This is a genomic window from Paraburkholderia sp. (assembly GCF_024281035.1).
GTDB lineage: Bacteria > Pseudomonadota > Gammaproteobacteria > Burkholderiales > Burkholderiaceae > Paraburkholderia.
This window is the reverse complement of the sequence record NZ_JAMXLH010000048.1, coordinates 75,671-94,897: the sequence shown is the minus strand read 5'-3', so window position 1 is coordinate 94,897 and position 19,227 is coordinate 75,671. Positions and strand designations below refer to the sequence as shown.

17 protein-coding genes and 1 pseudogene are annotated in these 19,227 nt (G+C 57.6%); 4 read left to right on the top strand and 14 right to left on the bottom strand.

Annotation, left to right across the window (positions count from 1 at the left end; genetic code table 11):
* Nucleotides 1-14: 14 nt before the first annotated feature.
* From Q0L30_RS15165 to Q0L30_RS15100, 14 genes are all read right to left on the bottom strand, one after another.
* Complete coding sequence (locus tag Q0L30_RS15165; protein ID WP_296657798.1) at nt 15-800, bottom strand: SDR family oxidoreductase; 786 nt, start codon at nt 798-800, stop codon at nt 15-17.
* A complete protein-coding gene (locus Q0L30_RS15160) occupies nt 790-1,998 on the bottom strand; it encodes a capsular biosynthesis protein (protein WP_296657796.1) in 1,209 nt (402 codons plus the stop codon). The genes Q0L30_RS15165 and Q0L30_RS15160 overlap by 11 nt, the downstream gene beginning before the upstream one ends.
* A gap of 50 nt (nt 1,999-2,048) precedes the next feature.
* Nucleotides 2,049-2,684 carry a hypothetical protein gene (locus Q0L30_RS15155; RefSeq protein WP_296657793.1) on the bottom strand — a complete coding sequence of 212 codons (636 nt, stop codon included), beginning with the start codon at nt 2,682-2,684 and terminating at the stop codon, nt 2,049-2,051.
* 1 nt (nt 2,685) lies between these two features.
* Entirely contained in the window at nt 2,686-4,467 is a 1,782-nt protein-coding gene (locus Q0L30_RS15150) for a hypothetical protein (protein ID WP_296657790.1), read from the bottom strand.
* Between the two features lie 4 nt (nt 4,468-4,471).
* Nucleotides 4,472-4,795: a hypothetical protein gene (locus Q0L30_RS15145; RefSeq protein ID WP_296657787.1), complete on the bottom strand. Its 324-nt coding sequence runs from the start codon at nt 4,793-4,795 to the stop codon at nt 4,472-4,474.
* Nucleotides 4,796-4,797: 2 nt separating this feature from the next.
* Nucleotides 4,798-5,526, bottom strand: a complete 729-nt coding sequence (locus tag Q0L30_RS15140; RefSeq protein ID WP_296657783.1) for a glycosyltransferase family 2 protein — start codon at nt 5,524-5,526, stop codon at nt 4,798-4,800.
* Nucleotides 5,523-6,155, bottom strand: a complete 633-nt coding sequence (locus tag Q0L30_RS15135) for an HAD family phosphatase (RefSeq protein ID WP_296657781.1) — start codon at nt 6,153-6,155, stop codon at nt 5,523-5,525. The genes Q0L30_RS15140 and Q0L30_RS15135 overlap by 4 nt, the downstream gene beginning before the upstream one ends.
* A 22-nt stretch (nt 6,156-6,177) precedes the next feature.
* Entirely contained in the window at nt 6,178-6,792 is a 615-nt protein-coding gene (locus Q0L30_RS15130) for a hypothetical protein (RefSeq protein WP_296657778.1), read from the bottom strand.
* Nucleotides 6,789-7,547 (bottom strand): glycosyltransferase family 2 protein, encoded by a 759-nt coding sequence (locus Q0L30_RS15125; RefSeq protein WP_296657776.1) that lies wholly within the window; start codon nt 7,545-7,547, stop codon nt 6,789-6,791. The genes Q0L30_RS15130 and Q0L30_RS15125 overlap by 4 nt, the downstream gene beginning before the upstream one ends.
* Nucleotides 7,541-9,799 carry a WavE lipopolysaccharide synthesis family protein gene (locus tag Q0L30_RS15120; RefSeq protein ID WP_296657774.1) on the bottom strand — a complete coding sequence of 753 codons (2,259 nt, stop codon included), beginning with the start codon at nt 9,797-9,799 and terminating at the stop codon, nt 7,541-7,543. Before Q0L30_RS15120 ends, Q0L30_RS15125 begins: the two co-directional genes overlap by 7 nt.
* A gap of 43 nt (nt 9,800-9,842) precedes the next feature.
* Nucleotides 9,843-10,487: an ABC transporter ATP-binding protein gene (locus Q0L30_RS15115; protein ID WP_296657772.1), complete on the bottom strand. Its 645-nt coding sequence runs from the start codon at nt 10,485-10,487 to the stop codon at nt 9,843-9,845.
* Nucleotides 10,484-11,287 carry an ABC transporter permease gene (locus tag Q0L30_RS15110; protein WP_296657770.1) on the bottom strand — a complete coding sequence of 268 codons (804 nt, stop codon included), beginning with the start codon at nt 11,285-11,287 and terminating at the stop codon, nt 10,484-10,486. The genes Q0L30_RS15115 and Q0L30_RS15110 overlap by 4 nt, the downstream gene beginning before the upstream one ends.
* Complete coding sequence (locus tag Q0L30_RS15105; protein ID WP_296657767.1) at nt 11,280-12,380, bottom strand: hypothetical protein; 1,101 nt, start codon at nt 12,378-12,380, stop codon at nt 11,280-11,282. The genes Q0L30_RS15110 and Q0L30_RS15105 overlap by 8 nt, the downstream gene beginning before the upstream one ends.
* 140 nt (nt 12,381-12,520) lie before the next feature.
* The gene (locus Q0L30_RS15100; RefSeq protein ID WP_296657764.1) at nt 12,521-13,681 is read right to left on the bottom strand and encodes a polysaccharide biosynthesis/export family protein; all 1,161 of its coding nucleotides are present in this window, start codon (nt 13,679-13,681) and stop codon (nt 12,521-12,523) included.
* A gap of 304 nt (nt 13,682-13,985) precedes the next feature.
* Here Q0L30_RS15100 and Q0L30_RS15095 point away from each other — a divergent pair.
* From Q0L30_RS15095 to Q0L30_RS15080, 4 genes and pseudogenes are all read left to right on the top strand, one after another.
* A pseudogene (locus Q0L30_RS15095) lies at nt 13,986-14,284 on the top strand (transposase); the annotation flags it as partial.
* Nucleotides 14,285-14,411: 127 nt separating this feature from the next.
* Entirely contained in the window at nt 14,412-15,572 is a 1,161-nt protein-coding gene (locus Q0L30_RS15090) for a glycosyltransferase family 1 protein (protein WP_296657762.1), read from the top strand.
* Between the two features lie 362 nt (nt 15,573-15,934).
* Nucleotides 15,935-17,524, top strand: a complete 1,590-nt coding sequence (locus Q0L30_RS15085) for a capsular biosynthesis protein (RefSeq protein ID WP_296657759.1) — start codon at nt 15,935-15,937, stop codon at nt 17,522-17,524.
* Complete coding sequence (locus Q0L30_RS15080) at nt 17,521-18,942, top strand: mannose-1-phosphate guanylyltransferase/mannose-6-phosphate isomerase (protein WP_296657756.1); 1,422 nt, start codon at nt 17,521-17,523, stop codon at nt 18,940-18,942. The genes Q0L30_RS15085 and Q0L30_RS15080 overlap by 4 nt, the downstream gene beginning before the upstream one ends.
* Nucleotides 18,943-19,227: the final 285 nt, after the last annotated feature.

The window sequence follows — 19,227 nt, the reverse complement described above, 5'->3', positions numbered from 1 at the left end:
ACGAAGACGCCACGCTATCGCTCCTCGCGCGGCAGATAGGACAGGCGGCCGAGAATTGCGTCGGCGAGCGCTGCCGGGAGCAACGCAAGCAGTCGCATGCCTAGCGCGAGAGGGCCAGGAAAGGCGATCTCGGCGCGTCGGCTGGCCAGCCTGTGCTGGATGAACCTGGCCGCCTTTTCCGCCGACCACAGAAACGGCTTGTCACCGGGGAATACGTCGCTCATCGCCGTCTTCACAAAACCGGGCAGAACGACAGACAGGCCAATACCGTCGCGGGCCAATACCGGGCGTACTGAGTCGCCCCACGCTTTTAGCGCAGCCTTGCTTGCACAGTACGCCGGCGAAATCGCCATGCCGCGTAGCGCCGCGATCGAGCTGATCAACACGATGTGGCCGCTGCGGCGGGTGCGCATGCGGTCGATGACGGGTAATGCCGCGTGAATAGCGCCGTAAAAGTTGGTGTCGACAATCACTGCGGTCCGCTCGCGCGCTTCCCAGTCGCCCCCGTGTGCGAGCGTGCTCGCAGTGCCCGCATTAGCGATCAGGAGATCGATTGGATATACGGCGTCGAACGTCTCGATCCAGCGCTGCATTGCGACGGCGTCGCGCACGTCGATGGTCGCCGTAACAACCGTTGCACCACGCAGGCGGCAATCGACGGCGCTCGCTGCGAGTCGTGCCTCGTCTCGCCCACTCAGGCCCAGCACCATGCCCGGATGCGCATAAGCGAGCGCCAGCGCACGGCCGAGGCCGGCGCTGGCGCCGGTGATGGCGACGTGGCTGAGGGAACTATGCTGCATGCGCCGCCTCGATACGCTGAATCGCAGCCGGAATCGCCATACCGATACCGCTTTGCGAATAGAAGTCGCCGTTGATTTGCGTGCGATGAACCACAAAGTTCAAGAACGCACGATACAGCTGCTCGTTCGGCGCTTGCCCACACGTCCAAAAGGCATCGAGCGATCCCTGCCACGTAAGGCCTGCCATGCCATAGATCGCCGATCCCAACGTGACGAGTGGTCTCTTGTGATGTAGCGCTGATAGGCCCACGGTGCTGTTGACGACAACCACACCCCGCGCGAGGTCGAGCAAGGTGGGCAGATGACCCGCATCGATGAAGCGCAAACGCTCACCCATATCGCACTCTTGTGCAAGCGTCTTCGCGTATCGGTGGTAGTCGATCAACCCCGTGTCGAACGGATGATTCTTGATAACCAGCCATGCATCTTTCGGCGCGTGAAATGCAAACGACCGGACGACCTTCGAAATCGCGTCACGTATTCCATCAAACGGCGAATGAACAACGATCTGCGAATCCGAATTCAATTGCAGCGGAAAGAGAAAGAACGGGCGCCGGGAATCCCGCAGCTCCTGAGCGATTGCCAACGCGTTCGCCCGATGGCCCCGGCCTTCCAGCACGCGCCGTGCGAGCCCTGCATACTCGGTCACTCCATTGCGCGGCCGGTGACTCCGGTAGTGCCGGAAGAATCCGGCGAGCAGAAAATTGGCCGACCGATATCGAATATCGTGCGCCGCACGCTCGAACAGGCTATAGCCGGTTTCGATACCCAGCGGACAAGGCGGAGTTGTCGCTTGCGCCGCCAGGTACGACTCCGGGTCCCGTGGCAACAACGATCGCCCGTTCACGCCGTGACGCTCAAGTGTGAGCCAATACGGACGCACGTAGCCTTCCTCGAATACATGCACGCGCGCGCCTCGCGCGTGAGCGATCTTATGCATGGGCGTATGAACCTCGCGGCAGTCACCGAACATCACAACATCAGTCACCCCTTCCCGCACGATCACGTCGTCGTACCACGACGCGAGACCGGCAAGCGGCTGTGCGTAATTCAGGCAGTTGTTTCCACGACCGTACACAAGATCCCCCCCGCAGAAATTCACTCGTAGGACGGAATGTCCCCGGGTGCGAAGAGACGAACTCAGCTCGGCGAAAAATGGAGAGGCCGGCCCCTGCAACGCCAGCATAGAGCGGTGCATGACTATGCTTGCCCGGTGTTCGACGCGTTGTTAGCGCCGCTCATACGCTCTCACTCGTCCCATACCCAGCCGAATCCGCGATTCATCTTGCGATCGCGCGCCTTTCGCCTCATCGCTACCCAGCGGCGGAGCAGCGTCGGCAATGCACCGACGCTCCTTCCAAACCATTTCAACGATTTGCATTCGTCGGCGATCTGCTTCGCGACACGCCTTGACGTCGCCGGGTTAAGCACTGCAGGCTGCAGATAGAACGTCGACGACAGCGGAGGCGCGACCTGGAACACCTGCGAATCATCACAGACCACGGCAACAACGTACGGCCATTTCGCCACCGTGAACAAACCTATCCGCATCTGATGGAGCGCTCGAACGATCAGATCGGATTCGAATCCGTTCGCCTTCACGACGACGATACTTCCTGCCGGGGAAACGGCGCAATCGTTGCGGATTCGTTCGATGTCGAGTACGCCTTCCGCGGTAAAACCGATCCGCACCCAATCGGAAAATTCAAACGCACAGACTTCGTGCTCCGCGTGGACGACCTGCGCGTGCCGCAGGATGGCCGAAGTGTCCACGAGAATCGACGCCGGTTGCGTCGCATCACGCCCGGCGACACAATGCAAAAATGATTGGACGGCTCGTTCATCGGTACGCCACGCAGAACTTGGTAGACAGACGGTATGCATGTCAGGCCCGCTTGAATGGCGTCGACTTCATCAACGCGCGATAGTAGAAGAAAAGCCCGCCCTTCAGATGCAGCACATCCCTACGCCGCAGAAACAGATAGAACGCCGAACACATTGTCCCGAGAACGAGACGGAGAGATTTCTGTTGAAGGTACTCGTCCGGCGAGCGAAGAAACACGGCCCCCTTCGGGCGCATTGCGATGTGATTCAACAGCACATCGTTCTCCATCACGAGCGTGCGCACAGTATCGGCGCGTTCGGAAAGGAATTCATGCACGACGCGTTCAGTCCACGAGACCGGTAGCTGATCGAACACGACCCATTTTTCGAAGTCGGCCACGAATGCGCGAAGTTTTTCAGCATTCATGGGTACCCGAACACGCGATAGCATGTCGATAATCGTCGTGAGCCGATGCGCCGAATGCTCGACCGACGCCGCGGGCAACTGCCTTCTGATCTCGGCAGGAATGTACTTTTCGGCAAAACGGTTCATCGCCTCGAGCGCCTTCACCGTACTGACCTTGATCGCAGGCTTGCGTCTGATAGGCAGCACCGTGGTCCATGCACGCGTGAGACGCGCCTTGCCCTTCGCGTTTTCGCTGAACGTTCCGCTGACGTACATCAGTAACGGACGGGATACCAGTGACTGCGTGACGCCATAAGTGTTGACGCGGCTCGGAACGCCCATGTCCGATGCTCGATACCCATGTTCGAGATCTTCGAATTCGAGCCAATGCAAGCTTTCGTTCTGTGGACAAGCGAGCCAGACCGATTTTTTGCAGATGTACATACTGCCCGTCAGATAGCTCGTCTGATCGTAACGCAGCGCATTGTGAGCGAAAAAGCCCCGGCGCTCGGTCAACGCAAGCACGGCTGGAGCGAATTCACTGGGGCGCTCTACGTGTTCATTTCGCATTACCCCACGCTCGCTCTGACCACGAACCTTATGCGATATCCCAACGTCTGAGTACCGACGCGGAACCATGTTCAGCTTGTCTTCGAAATACACGCATTGCGTTGTCGTTAGCGGGTAGCAGTCTCCGAAACGCTTGACGACTTCGTCGAAATTCTCCGGAAGGAAGACGCGGTCGTGAATAATGCAAAGATTCGGATGCTTCGCCTCCTGTGCCAGCCGGTTCTTCTTTGCGCTGATCCTGACCGGCGGCGCGGTGATGTCTTCCCCGACGATTCGAACGCGATCAAAATATTTGAAGTTCGAGCCTGGCCGGCCACATAAAAGGATTTCTTTATTCTCGATCTTCAAGTCGAGGATGCGCTCAACAGCGACATTGAGCAACGTCGCGTCCTCTGGACCAACCGGGATCCCGAATGTCCATGCTTCCAGCCCCGAATCCCGTTCGGCCAGCAGCGGTGAATGCTTTCTAAAGACGATGCCGCCGTCCGCGCTCCCAACTGCCTCGAACGACGCCGCAAAGTAATCGCGCTGCAGATATCTGGATGGGGATGCATCACCAAGCATCGTGATGGTCGCACCGACCTCAATGGCGTGCGCCACATCCCAGAGAATGAGCGGCGCCAACAGAGAGTCGGTTTCGACGCCATACATGATGACGTCTCTCCCCTTCATCCAGGAAAAGCGCTCCGACGCGTTGACGCGTTTAATCTTCTCCGGCCGATGACGCGACGCTACCGGCCTGAAAGTCACGACCGTCGCGCCGTCAGCGGCGCGGGCCGCGACTTCGACGGGCAGCATCGGCGCAGTCACTTTCGAAACCGGCGTGTAACCCAGTGCCTTGAGATGCGCAAGCTTATAAATCGGCATCGCGTTATTCAACCAGATACTTGTCGTTCATGGCGCCAGGCGTCTTGACGACTACGTTAATTGCATCCGTGAGTGCTTCGAAGTCGGTTGCATCGTTGGGTTCGACAACGATGATGTCGCCCTCACCCCATTCCCTACCGAACATGCGCACGCGCCCGGACAAAACCAGTGTGATCTCTGTGGCTTCTTTATGGAAATGTGGGCGTTCCTTGTCGCCCGCGCCATAACGCTTAACTGCGACTTCACACGCGGTAGTCGAGAACGCAGTGGGCGCGAACCCACCCACGAACCAACCTTTGGTCATGTCGGATAGCTTGAACATCTGCATAGTCAGATCCCGTGCTCGTAATGCGATTCCGTGTGCTGCAACTGACGCTCGCTCTTGATCGGAAGATATTTGCCGCCTTCGACACACCAGACGCCGACGCGTGCCTGATCCAGAATCAGTTCGTTGAGCACCGGCGTCACGTAGAAACTGCCGCCAACATGAACGTCTTTGCGAATCGTATTGCGGATGCCCGCCAGAAAGCGGCGACCGTCGGCGAACCAATAAACACCCGCCGACGCAAATTTACTGATCGGGCGTTTCTCCGCGGCTTCTGAAACCAGACCGTCATCCTCCACACGCACGTAGGAATAACGCGGATGCACCGACTGAAACGTAACGAGGCCCGCGTCGAGTCCGCGCTTGCGGAAATCGGAAACGACTTCACCAAGGTTAATGTCGAGCAACTGATTCGCATTAACAACCAGCAATTCCGACTCCCCATCGAGGTGCTCAGCCGCGAGCAGGGAAGTACATGCGGCGCCGCGCACTGCGTCGGAGACGGGCACAACCTTGGCATCCGAACGCAGGATGGTCACGACTTCGCCCAAATGGAAGTGCAACATCTCCGAACGACGCAGCGCTACAATCAAACGCCCATCGATGATCGGCTCGACTGAACGGATTACGCGTTCGATTAGCGTTACACCGTCGATCTCAGTCAGCATCAGCGGGTATTCACCGTCGAGCGGCTCCATTGCAGCGGCCCCCGCCGCGAGAATCAGAACGTTCATGCGACGCGCACCTCCTGAGCCTTGTTGATTGCTGCGGAAATGTTTGTGTAGTTCGTATCGAGCACATGAGTCACCACCAGCACCTGCGCGCCCGACGCCCGCGCCGCACGGATACCGTTTTCATTATCCTCGACGATCAAGCACTCCTCGGGTTTGCAGCCGAGCAAGCTCATCGCCTTCAGATAGATCTCCGGGCTCGGCTTGGCCTCGACGACATCTTCGTTCGACAGCATGCGATCCAGATACTTCGCCAGCCCAGCCTTGCTCATCATGAGTTCGACCGTCATGCGGATCGAATTCGATGCGACCGCCAGCTTGTAGCCCTCTGACTTCAGCTTCGACAGCGCAAACTCGTTGACGAAGCGCGGCTTACAAAGCGCGTGCACGAGTTCCGTCGTGTATTGCTGCTTCATCTCGTTGATAAAGGAGTGCAAGCCTCGTGGCAGATCGTGCTGAAGCGAGAGCATCTCCAGCTTCTTCCTGGTCGGCAAGCCGTCGTAGGTCGTCAGATGATCGACTCGATTGATCTCGAAGCCAAAGAGTTGAAGCGCACGGTTCAATGCGTCATAGTGCCATTCTCTGGCTTCAATTAAGACACCATCCATATCGAAAATAACCGCCTTGATCATTGCAAGCCTCACTGGTTGGTATTCAAGACTGGAAATAGCGCTGACAATCTTCCGGTAAATCCGTGCAGATCATCAGGTCGTCGAACTCGCTCATGCTCTTGAGCTCCGACCACAGCCCCCCGTGCTCACGCCCGTGCAACTCCGCCGATACCACGCACACTCGCAGCCCACGCGAAAGCAGATCGTGGATCGTCGCAGCGTTGTACCAGGTGTGCGAAAAGGCGTCGAGCCAGACGCCCCTGGCCTGATTCAGCCACGCAGGTGTGCGTTCGACGTCACTCATGCGCACAAATACCGGATTGCCTGCCTTGAGTTGCATCTTCGTATCCGGCACCGACATGTCAAACGCAAACCAGTCCAATCCCTTGCGATCGAATGCCTCCGCAAGAGCTGGCGCGAGACCATCTGCCTTCACATTTATTGCAAGAGGCAGGTTGCGCCCCGCGACGATGTCGAGAAACACAGACAGCGGGATGGAATGCACGGTGGCCGGATCGTGCGAGATGACGAGTTCACCAAGCCGGTCACGAACATCGGTTTCCGTACCGAAGCCGAGATCGAATCCACGATGAAAAGCAAGCGGCGTGTTCTTTTCCTCGGGTTGCCGCCAATAGCCGCGATGCGAAAGGACTTTCATGCCGGGACTCCAGTCGCCCGTTCGCACACTGGTAGCGTCAGGAACCTTTCAAGATCATTAGGTATGCCGAGTCCGTACATCCCAGCGCCCTCTCTTCCCACGTTCGAAATGCCGATGCGTGCGCTTTCAGCGATCATTTCGTTGTAGACCGGCGCAACGTAATACTCACTGTTCACGAGCAATTCCTTGCGAATCATCGCGTCGGCCGCGCGCAGGAAGTCTCCACCACGCCTGAAGTTGTAGATACCGACCGTCGCCTCGTCGGAGATCACTTGTTTTTCAGCCACGTTGGTCACGAGGTTTTCGTCCGACAGGCCCACGAACGACCACTTCGGATCGTCCGCGGTCATTGTCATGATGAGGCCGTCAAGGTTCCCACGCTCCATTTCAGCCAGATAGTCATTCATGTCGATATCGACGTACTGGTCACTATTGGCGATCATCAACGCGTCCTTCTCCCTGATATGCTCCCGCGCGGCAAGGACTGTGCAGGCGGCGCCTTGCGTAACTCCGTCGAGCCCGATGATCTCGCAACCCGGCGCCCACGCCGACAACCTCTGGATCAGTCGATATCGTTCAATATGCGAACGCTGGCAAACAAAGATAAATCGATGTTCGCAGGACGGTTTGAGGTTATGGATCACCACCTCGATCATCGGTACGCCACGTACCGGAATCAACGGCTTCGGATCGAGATATCCGGCTTTTGCGAAACGGCTGCCGGCGCCGGCCATCGGCACCACAATGTTCAACATGAATCCCCTCCTCGAAGTTCGAATCTGCGAAGGACACCCAATATGTCGCCAACGAACGGCATCAGCCCGTATCGCTTCAGGGAGCCCAAGACGTGATCAATACGGCGAATCGCCGCGACGGCTTTCTTGCGATGCCTTAATGAGGGTCCTTTGCGCCCGAGGTTGACATCGGTTAGTGCCGCACGACGCGATGACGCCGCCATGGCTAACCAATCCGATCCCCAGACGCAATTGAAGAACTGGTAATGCGATTCTGGTACCTGCCGATATTTTTCGAAAACCAACCCGAACTGCGACAGATTGCAGACGATGAATTTATCCACCAAATAGGCGCGATAGCTCTCGGCGACTTCCACGCGTGCATCGTCAAGGAAGCCGGGAATAATGTAGCCGTCCTTGCGCGCGTTCTGGACTGCAATATATTGTTCCGGACTAAAGCGGCTGCGGTATTGCCGCGCGAAGTGGTGACTGTCGCGCTTGTGCGGAAAGCGGTCATACCAGAGCGCATCCTGTTCCGTCATCAACGGTACGTCGTAATAGGCTCGGAGTGATTCGCTCGGTCCGAAGAGGAACCAGTCAGAAACATGGAAGGGAAATCCTTCAATTCCATCTGGGTGCAGTGTATAGACGCTGCTGGCGAGCAGTGGCGCAGCGGTCACGTCGCAGACCGAGGCGTGCTGGTAGAGCTCGACGAATGCCCGCGATTCGAGCGTGCAGTCCGTACGAATCTTTACGGCGTAGGGCGTTGCCGCGAGTGCCAGTCCCGCTTGCGAAGAGACGATCTGTCGGTTCACGTTGTTGAGCGGTGCATGCTTGCCACGCATGTAAGCAGGCAGCGGGCCTGGGTCCGGTACCACCGCAAGAGTCACGTGATCCATCGCGGAAAATGCTTCGCGTAGACGCGTATCGCTACTGCTGACGATGACCGGCGCACCAGGCAAGCACTCGCGAGCTCGGGCGATGTTGTCCCGCAGCGCCTCGTTCCAGGGGCCTTGAAAAACGATGGTGATCTGACTATCGGCGATGATGTTCCGCCGGCCTTCACTGACTTGAGTCGGCATCGGCAAGCGGCGCGTTACGCATTGTTCGATGGGTCGTTTCCCATCGATCATGAGACTGCCGATCGCGACCGACAACGTTCGGCTGTCGCGCGAATTCGGCGATTGCTGCGAAGGCACTGCCAGGAATCCGGAGGAGAATCCTAGCTTACTCAAGGGCCTTCGGAAGTTGATCCCGGCGATAGAACCTTTCACCCGAGTGCGTCCGAATCCGTCCACCGATTGTTCGGCCAAGCATATGGGGAACCCATCAATGAGCACAGTCAAATGAGGCAGATGCCAGCCGTGCACCTGAAAATGAATCAGGAACGTTAGCGTTTTCGCATTTCGTGGCACGGCGACGTTCATATAAGCGTGGAGGGCCATCCAGCGAAACGCGAGGCCATCGCGGTCATCGATCTCTACCGGGTAGAAGTTGGCATCCGTGCAGCTGCCCGTTTGTAGCGGAAAACCTTTGTGCGGTTTCACGACGTGACTGACGAGGGAAATACATTCGGCACGATTCTCCGGCGTGTCGCCGACATCGCCCATCTTGTACGTCGACAAGATGGGGTGCACATCTGTGAGGATTCCCAGTTCCTCATCGTTGAACGACTGGAACAGTGCATGTCGATAGAGAATGAAACGAATGTCCAGCGATCGCGCTTTTAGCCCCTCCATCGCTAGCGATCTGGCCATGATTGCCTCTGGAACGCCGATTCCTTCGCCAACAATTTCATCGAGCTTCTCGTATGTTTCGGCGTAGCGCCGGAACGCCTGCGGTGCAGCAAGACAGAGCATGTCATTCGCGCCCGACCAGCTCATTTGAGGCGGCAGCAAGACTTGATCATCGGAAGGAATGTCCTCTGGCAGGAATTGCTTCTGGAAATAGATGTCGAAGCGGACACGAAGGACGGCCCGGTAATCGGCCAGGCGCTCAATCGAGCGGGCGCCGCAAGCGATCTCGTGCCACATCATGACTTGCGTCGAAGCGATCGGCTTACCCTCGAAACGCGACACCGCATCGGCCGACGCCTGCCGCGGTACGATGATCACCCTCACACCGGGAAATGCCTGCGCCAGACTTTCGAGCGCCTCCTCGCTCGCGAATTCCTCGCGAATCACCGCAAAGTACGACACGTTCCACTCGCCAACCAAGAACTTCAGCGTGTCGACGCACCGTTCGTATCCGCCGCGGGGCACACCAGTCAACAAGACTGCAAGCCTTCTCGTTTCGTTTCCGGGTGGTCTCACTGCCTCATCCCCTGTAGTGTTCGTACGCTTCAGTAACCGTACCGAACTCACTGAATCGCCCGTCTTCGAGAACCGCCGCACGCCAACAGTACCGTTCGATCAGGTGCGTGGCATGAGAAACCAACACGAAGGCGCACGTACCGCGTCGCTCAAATAACTCGTATTCGCACTTTTTGTGAAACGTTGAATCACCCACCGCGATGACCTCGTCGATGAGATAGCAGTCGAAGTCGACTGCGAGAGACAGCGCGAACGAAAGGCGCGCGCGCATTCCTGCGGAATAACGCTTCACCGGCTCGCGAAGATAGGCACCCAGTTCCGTGAAGCGCTCGACGAACTCGACTTTTTCGTCAAACGGAACGTCATAGAGCCGACAAATGAACCGCAGATTGTCCAGGCCCGTGAGACTGCTTTGGAAAGCGCCGCCGAATGCGAGTGGCCATGACACGCTCATCGACCGGCGCACTTCGCCGCGGGAGGGCCGCTCCACACCGCTCAGCAGGCGCAGCAACGTCGACTTTCCAGAGCCGTTGCGGCCCAGAATGCCAATTCGTTCGCCCGCCGCGATGCGCGTGCTTATATCGCTGAGAATTCGCCGCGCTCCGCTGCGCGTCGGATAGTATTTCGACACGGATTCGAGCTCGATCATTCGTGCTCCACCCTTGCTTCAGCAAGCCGACACAAATAAAGGCCGGCGAGCGTCAGAAGCACGTTGACGCCAATCACGTAGGGAACGTCATAATGCGCCGTAACTTCACGCCCGAAATAGCCAAGGCGGATTAACTCGATTGGCGTGATCATCGGCACCCACAGCGCGAGCTCTTGCACCCTCGAAGGCAACCATTCGACCATGAACATCGCGCCGGAAAGCGGAAACAGCAGATAGGCAATTGGGTGCCAAAGTCGCTCGACCAACTCCGACAATTCACTTCCCGCGCCCAGCACTAGCGCCAGCCCGGCGCCAAACCAGGCGAGCAGGAACCAACCCAGCATAAGCGAGAAGGGGTCTGCGGGTACGTGAAGCAGGTCGACACCGGCAAACACTACGATCATCAGCGTGAAAGCCGCCGTCGCTCCCGAAAGCTCCAGTAGAATTCGCGCGAAATAGATGTCAATGAGCCGGACGTTGCGGTGATAGAGCAAGCTTAGATTCGGCTGCAGAGCATGAACACATCGGCTTGCTGTCGTTCGCCAAAGTTGCACCGACGAGTATCCCGTAACCGCGAACGCCGTGATCGACAAATTGCCGGCGTGCGATTTGAACGTAAAGTGCCAAAGCAACGTGACGCCGAGCGTCAATAGCATCGGCTCGAGGAACAGCCACAGGAATCCGATGTTGTGTCGCCCGTAGCGCGTGAGAATCTCCCGCATCAGAAGCGAATAGATAGCTCGCCCCTGCAGCTTCGCAGAACGGCGAAACGACGGTCTGGCGATCGCGGCGTCAGTCATGATGCTCCCGAATGCCAGCCATCAACAGACTCGCAATACCCCACACGGTCATGCATGCAATGATCGTAATCAGGATGTCTCTAAGCCGACGCGGGCGAATTGGAACGTCGGGCATGTTGGGATTTGCCACGACTTCAACGTACATCTGCTTTCGCAGCGCTTCATTGCGCGCCGACTCGAACGTGGCCATTGCGGAGGCGAGCTGCTTCTCGGCAAAGATCTGTTCGAGCTTCAGGCGACTGTATTCACCCGCTTTCCTGGTCAGCGATACCTTGCCGCCCGCAATTTGGGACATCTGTTCGTCCGCCTGCTGCCGCAAGGACGCAAGGCGCGTCTTTAGCGCAGACATCTGCGGATTGGCCGACGCGAAGGAACTGAGTTGCGCAATTTGCACTCTCGTCTCGACGATGTCCTCCTGCAGCTTTGACAACTGTTGCAGCTGCAGCGAAGACTGGCGCTCCGGATCGAACACCTGCTGCGACGTGCGGAATTGCGTAAGGTTCGATTCGGCTACCCCGGCCGCCTCCTTGGCGACATCGACTTCACGTTGTGCCGATACGATAAGGTCCGACTGCATGCGTGCGTTCATCTCGTTGATAAGGCGCTCTGCCATCGCCAGCAGCGACGCGTTGATCGTATGCGCATCCTGCGCAGAAAACGCATTGACAGTAAGCGTCGTGATGCCGGAGGTCGAATCCACATTGACGTTGACGCGGCGGTCGAAGTACTTGTACAGACTCTCGAAGCTATCGTCGATTCCGAACGAATCAAAACGACTCACGAAGTCGATGCTCCTGGCACCGAACATACGCGAGACGTTCTCCCGGATCTCCAGTTGAGCCAACGCATCCCGCGACTGAATGAAATCGTGCACGACATACACACTGTCTGCCGAGCGAGTCAAGCCGGTACCTTGAAGAAATGCGCCGAGCCCGACCTGCGAGCTTTTCTCCTGCGACCGTACAACGAAGCTGCTCTCGGAGACGTAAATATCCGAGGCCAATATGCCGAAGTAAATAATCGCGATCAGCGTCGGAATCACGACGATGAGAAAAAACGCGCTCTTGATCAAATTGCCCTGACGGATTGCCAAGTCTTCACCTTCCTATATTGACCTTGCCAGCGCCACAACAGCCACTAGCACTCCTTGCAACGCTTTAATATTTACTACGCACTCCTTCATGTCTGAGTTCAAGTTGACAGAACGCTCCCGGACCTGGGCGGCTCTATTGACTAGCGGAATGTCTGCACGCCAGTGATCACCGGATACGCGACGGAAAACACTACATTTAGAAACTTCTGGAGCTCCGCAATCGGTGCATTCGACACGTAGAGCAAGTCCTTGTTGTCGATCATGAAGCTTTGTGCCACGAAAAACGAGTTCGGATCGCGCAGATTGACGCGATACACCACTGGAACCTTGCCGTCAGCCGTCGTGCGCGCCGGCGACTGTGGCCAGTCAAGCGCCCCAACATCCTCCAGGCGAAAGATAAAAACGCCTTGCGCGTCCGAGCGCGAATCCTGCAACCCTCCGGAGCGGGCAAGCGCTTGCGCAAGCGTGATACCACGCGTTTCGAAATTGACCTCTTCGTTCTTACCTGTGGCGCCGAGAGCCGTGAAACTGTACGGCTGAAATAGTACCGTCACGACATCGCCGGAATGCAATGGAATGTTCTGGCGCGGATCCCGGATGACACTCTCCAGCGGTAGCGACGCCACGGTTCTGCTACGCGTGAGTTGCAGCGTGAGCTTACCGATCGGCTGTCGCACGCCGCCTGCACTAGCAAGCGCATCGAGCAGCCGCTCTCCACGCGCAGTCAGTGGTATGCGCGAGCTAGTGGCCACATCGCCGACGATCGTCGCATAGGATGTCTCATTACGTACCAGACTGACGATGACCTGCGGGTGGTGTGCCTGTCCGCGCAGACCGCGCACGATGTCCTGCTGAAGCTGCATCGGCGTTCTGCCAGCTGCTTTCAATGCGCCCACGAACGGAACGCTGATGAGGCCGCTGCCATCGATAACCTGATTCGGCAGAACTGTGACATGCGAGCCGCCAGCGATTCTTTTTGAATTGACCTGCTCGCTTGCGAAAAGAATCGCGGGTGACGCTTCCCATATCGCAACCTCAACGGTATCGCCTACGCCGAGTTGCTGCTGGAACGCCGAGCTCCCGCCGAAGGTCGACGCGAAATCCGAATTGCGGCGCTCGGCGAACAGACGACGAGCAACATCGTCCGTGACGTCGATCACCTGAATTCCGGCCGCACTACCATTGGCACTTGCGGCTGCCACCTGGTTCCGGGTCGGACCGCTAGCGGGAATTGTCGAACAGCCGCTCAAAACCACGGCGAGCCCTGCACACGTCAGTAAACTCTTAGACTTATTAAGCATAGCTCTATGGAGTTCTAACCAATAGACAGCGACAGATTTGCCCGCATAGTCTTATCCCGAATGGGATGCCATCGTTACAAGTATTCGACACTCATACTATCGATGACGGGTTAAGCCCATCCCGTATCGCAGTGGGGCACCGCCCCGAGATCCGACCACTAAACTTTCGTGTCGCGAACTTGTTTGAATATTAGCCGCCTTTTGATTTGCTCGTACGAGAAGTGCATTGACCCGGCGTTGACGGAGTCGGTTTCGCATACATCGAGCACTACAGGTGCTGCGCGAGAGCAGTAATAAGCCTGGCGTCACCGGTCAGACGGTGCAGTTCGCTTTCGCAGGCCAGAACTATATAGGTGACGCGGCCGCGCGGACCGCACGCGAAAGAGATGATGTTGCAGATCATCAAGCTGCCCGAGGCGAGAAATGGCTTCGTGCTGTTTCCGCGTCGCTGGGTGGCCGAGCGCAGCTTCGGATAGCTCAACCGCTTTCGCGCAGATCGCACGCGACTATGGGCGTTTGCCTAAAACGCTGGCAAGGCTGCACTTCGTCATCTTTGCCATGCTCGTGCTCGTCCATGCTCCGCCCATCACCCAAAGTACCTAACACGTTCCTGCCAATTCGCATTACATATAATCGTGTTAAATAAATTCGAAGATAATCGTACGATCGGCCCATCAGACTATCGATCAACACAAATCCTGTCGCAACACGGCTCAACAGCACTGAAAAATTGACCACCGCACTCCTCGACGTATCGCGCTTGCTCAACCGTCTGGTGGGCGGCAAATTTCCCACCGGCGTCGATCGCGTCGGTCTTGAATATGTGCGCCATTACGGCGCCGATACGGGCACACGTGCGGTACTAAGCGAAGCCGGCATATGCGCAGTACTTTCAGCCTCGCAATCTGAAAGTGCATTCGATCTGCTGCTACAGCAAGATCCCGCCTCGACATTTGCGGCGCAAAAGATCATCGCCCACGCAGCGTGCCGCGTGTTGCGCAACGACAACTTTTCGGGCTCTATACTATTCCACACGAGTCACTCGGGCATTGAAAGCAATCGCTACATGTACGCGATGAAACAACGCGGCGTACGCACTGTGGTGATGGTGCACGATCTCATTCCACTCACGCATGCAGAATATTGCCGGCCCGCAATAAACCATATTCATCGTCAACGCATGCATTCCGCGCTCCGGCATGCGAGCGGCATCATCGCAAATTCTCAGGCAACACTCAATTCTCTCGTCGACGAAGCACGCGCTGCTCAATTGCCCGTGCCGCCTGCCGTCGTCGCTCATCTCGCGCCTGGACTCGAGCCGATGGCTCGCTCGCGGCGCCCCATCGATGCGCCATATTTCGTTATGCTTGGCACGATCGAGCCTCGCAAGAATCACTGGCTCATGCTGCATGTGTGGCGCAGGCTCGTCGAAGAGCTCGGCGGTGCAGCACCTAAGCTCGTGCTCGTTGGCAGACGTGGCTGGGAATGCGAAAACGTGATCGACATGCTTGAGCGAAGCGCACCGCTCAAGCGTGCTGTCATCGAAGAAGCCGATTGCGATGACGCCCGTCTGCAGGCGTGGCTGCAACATGCACAGGCGCTCGTATTTCCATCGTTCGTTGAGGGCTATGGAATGCCGCTCGCCGAAGCGCTTGCTCTGGGTGTACCCGTGATTGCAAGCGATCTTGGTGTGTTTAAGGAAATCGCGAACAACATCCCTGAGTATCTTGATCCGCTTGACGGTCCAGGATGGCTCGCCATGATTCGCGCATATGCAGATCCCTCGAACGGAGCCCGCAATGCGCAAATCGAACGCTTGCAGCGTTTCCGCTCACCGACGTGGAAACGTCATTTCGAAATCGTTGATCAATTTGTCGGGGAACTCCGTTAGTGTTCGCACTCGACCATCTCATACCCGACATCTTCACGCGAATTGTTCAGAGGCACGCGTGCGCACTCGGTGTTCGCATGCATAGCAAGATGCCCGGTCCGGTCTGGTCCAATGCATCACGTGGCCTGCCCATGCTGTCATGGTATATCGCGTCGTCTGAACCTTGTGGCAGAGTACTTGACGCGGCCTTGCGCGATTCAACGCTCGGCATATCGCCCGACATAGAACGCGTCGTACAACGCGTGCTGGAATCAAATGCAACCCCCGCGCGCGATCAATGGCTGCGTTGTCCGCCCACGTTGCTCATACCGCGCAAGCGAACTCGCGTGCTCGTAATCGATCAGCGTCATCGCTCACTCACGATGATCGGCATCGTCCGGAACGATCCGCTCACCTTCTCTCGCATGCTCGGATCGGCTTTCGACGCCCACCGCGACTCAGAATTCTGGATTGTGCATTCAGGCGAGGTCGCACGCGGCCGTTGGCTGTCGTCGATGATCGACAAGACTCCAGTCGCCATGAACTTCATCGACGGTGCGCATGCATTATGCAAACTGCTTCCGCATGTCGACCACGTCTACACGCTAGGCGCCGCGGAGGGCATGCATGCCCTTCTCTCGGGAAAACCCGTTCACGTGTTCGGAGCACCGTATTACGCGGGTTGGGGCTTGACCCACGACGCAGACATTTTTCCGGACCGCCGCGCGCGTCCATCGACGCTTGCGCTGTTCGAACTGACTTTCATACGCTGGGCTCGCTACATCAATCCCTTGACGCACGAAGAGGGCTCACTGGTTCAATTGCTCGACGCCATCGAAACCCACTATCGCACGCGTAACCGATTCGCGGATCTTCCCGATATCGTCGGCGTACGCTTTCAATGGTGGAAGCGGCCTTTCGCGACACCATTCCTCACAGCAGGCGGCAATGCAATTCGCTGGGCCGGCGATGCCGCGCTTGTTACGCGCAATGAGTGCGCAGCACTCTGGGGTGCACGAAACACGTCGGGGCTGGCCACTGGCGCAAAGCATGTCCGCATCGAGGATGGCTTCCTGCATTCGTGCGGACTCGGTTCTGACATGGTCGCACCGATGAGCCAGGTCGTGGATCGACGTGGAATTTATTTCGATGCGAGCCAGCCAAGCGATTTGTCCGTGTTGCTGAATGAGGCACATTTTGACGAAACCGAACTTGCACGCAGTTCCGCGCTGAGGCGTTCGATCGTCGATGCAGGACTGACCAAGTACAACCTCGGCCGTCGCGCGCTCACATGGCGTGTGCCTCACGGTAAGCACATCGTTCTGGTGCCCGGTCAGGTTGCCGACGATGCATCCATCCGGTTCGCCACGCGCGCCATCAATACCGCCGAGGATCTGCTTCGCGAGGTGCGGCGTCTGCTGCCAGATGCCTTCATCGTATATAAGCCGCATCCCGATGTGCTGTCCGGAAACCGGACAGGACTCGTCGATGCGCAACATCTCGCCGACATCGTCGACATAGATACTGACCTGATCACGCTCGTTGATTGCGCCGATGAAGTGCACACGCTCTCATCGCTCGCCGGTTTCGACGCCCTCCTGCGCGGCAAGCCTGTCTTCACCTACGGTCTGCCGTTTTACGCCGGGTGGGGCCTCACACACGATGCGCTCGCCGCGATTCCGTGGCGCAACCGCAAACTGTCTCTCGATATGCTGGTTGCCGGCGCTCTGATTCGATATCCAGTCTATTGGGATCGACATCTCGGTATTTACACCACACCGGAGGCAGTCGTTCGCCGGCTCGCAGCCCAGGCTTCGCGTCCGCTTCTCAAGCACGCGAGACATCGGCGGATGGCGCTGAAAATGGTCCGCTGGTCCGTCAACGCCATTCGACATCTGCTCTGGCGCGTGCAACATGCGCCGCGCATTTCGCATCGTCCACATTCTCTTCGAGCGGGGAAAAATAGCGAATGAAAATTGTTCCGATCATTCTTTGCGGCGGCAACGGTACGCGTTTGTGGCCCATGTCCCGTGGTGGCTATCCGAAGCAGTACCTCAAGCTGACGAGCGATCTCTCACTCGCTCAGCAGACGGCCAGGCGACTGCATGGCGTCGAAGGCATTGCGGCGCCGATCGTTGTCACCAACAACGAGCAGCGCTTTCTGGTGGCCGATCAATTGCGTCAGATTGGTGTGCAGCCGTCTGCCATCGTCCTCGAACCGGTCGGGCGCAATACCGCGCCGGCGATCGCGGTCGCGGCGCAATTCGCGATCCGCGAGGCAGGAGATGCCCTGCTGCTCGTGCTTCCCTCCGATCACGTGATCGAGAACGAGAGCGCATTCGTCCAGGCTGTGCGGATGGCCAGCGCGATTGCGTGCGACGATCACCTGGTAACGTTCGGCATCGAGCCGACCAGCCCCCACACCGGTTATGGCTATATATTTGCGGGCCCCAGGTTCGCTGCGCAATCATGCGCGCACACTGTGGAAGCCTTCGTAGAGAAGCCCGATTTACAGACTGCAGAGCGCTTTCTTTCGGAGGGTGGCTATTACTGGAACAGCGGCATATTTATGCTCAGGGCATCCTCATATCTGAGCGAGTTGAGCCGCCATGCGCCGGACATCGCCCAGACGTCGTCACTTTCACTTGAGCGCGCCACGCAGGACAATGATTTCATTCGCCTCGATGCCGATACGTTCAAGCGTTGTCCCAACGTGTCCATCGATTACGCGGTGATGGAAAAGACTGACCGTGCGGCAGTCATCGCGACGGTCGGCCTTGGCTGGAACGATATCGGTTCGTGGTCCGCGCTCGCAGAGATCGCTCAAAAGGATGGCAGCGGCAACGCACTGATCGGTGATGTAGTCGCCGACGGTATATCGAATTCGTACGTGCGCGCCGAGCATCGCATGGTAGCGGCAATTGGCCTGGACCATGTGGTGATCATCGAAACGGCGGACGCCGTGCTAGTCGCACATCGTGACAAAGTGCAGAACGTCAAGCAGATCGTCGAACACCTGAACGCTTCGGGTCGTCAAGAGTCCGTCTCGCATCGATTCGTCGTACGTCCGTGGGGCTCTTATGAAGGCATAGATCGGGGCGAGCGCTTCCAGGTCAAGCGCATTGTCGTGAATCCCGGCGCGCAATTGAGCTTGCAGATGCATCATCATCGCGCGGAGCACTGGATCGTTGTGAAAGGCACGGCGGTTGTCACCAACGGCAGCGCGGAAATTATCCTGACCGAGAATCAATCGACGTATATTCCGCTCGGCGTCACCCATCGCCTTCGCAATCCGGGTCGCATTCCGCTGGAACTGATAGAAGTTCAATCCGGCGCCTACCTGGGCGAAGACGACATCGTTCGCTTCGACGATACATACGGCCGCGCATGAACTGAACCCACAGGAGTGGTCCGCTTTGGGAATCCTGTTTTCCCATTCGGAACGAGAGTTGGCGATGAAACGCAACCGGTAATCGACAGGCCAGATCGTAGCAGCGCTCAAGCAAGCCGAGTCAGCGATGCGAGCGGGGCAATCTTTAGAGCCCTTGGCGTCACGTAGCGCCACGTAGCGAACGTCGTCTTCGACAACGGCATGGCGCAAGTATGCTGCTGCGCTTGAGCCGGAGCCGCTGACCGGGGCGCCAGTCGGATAAAATGATCGCCCGACGCTATACCC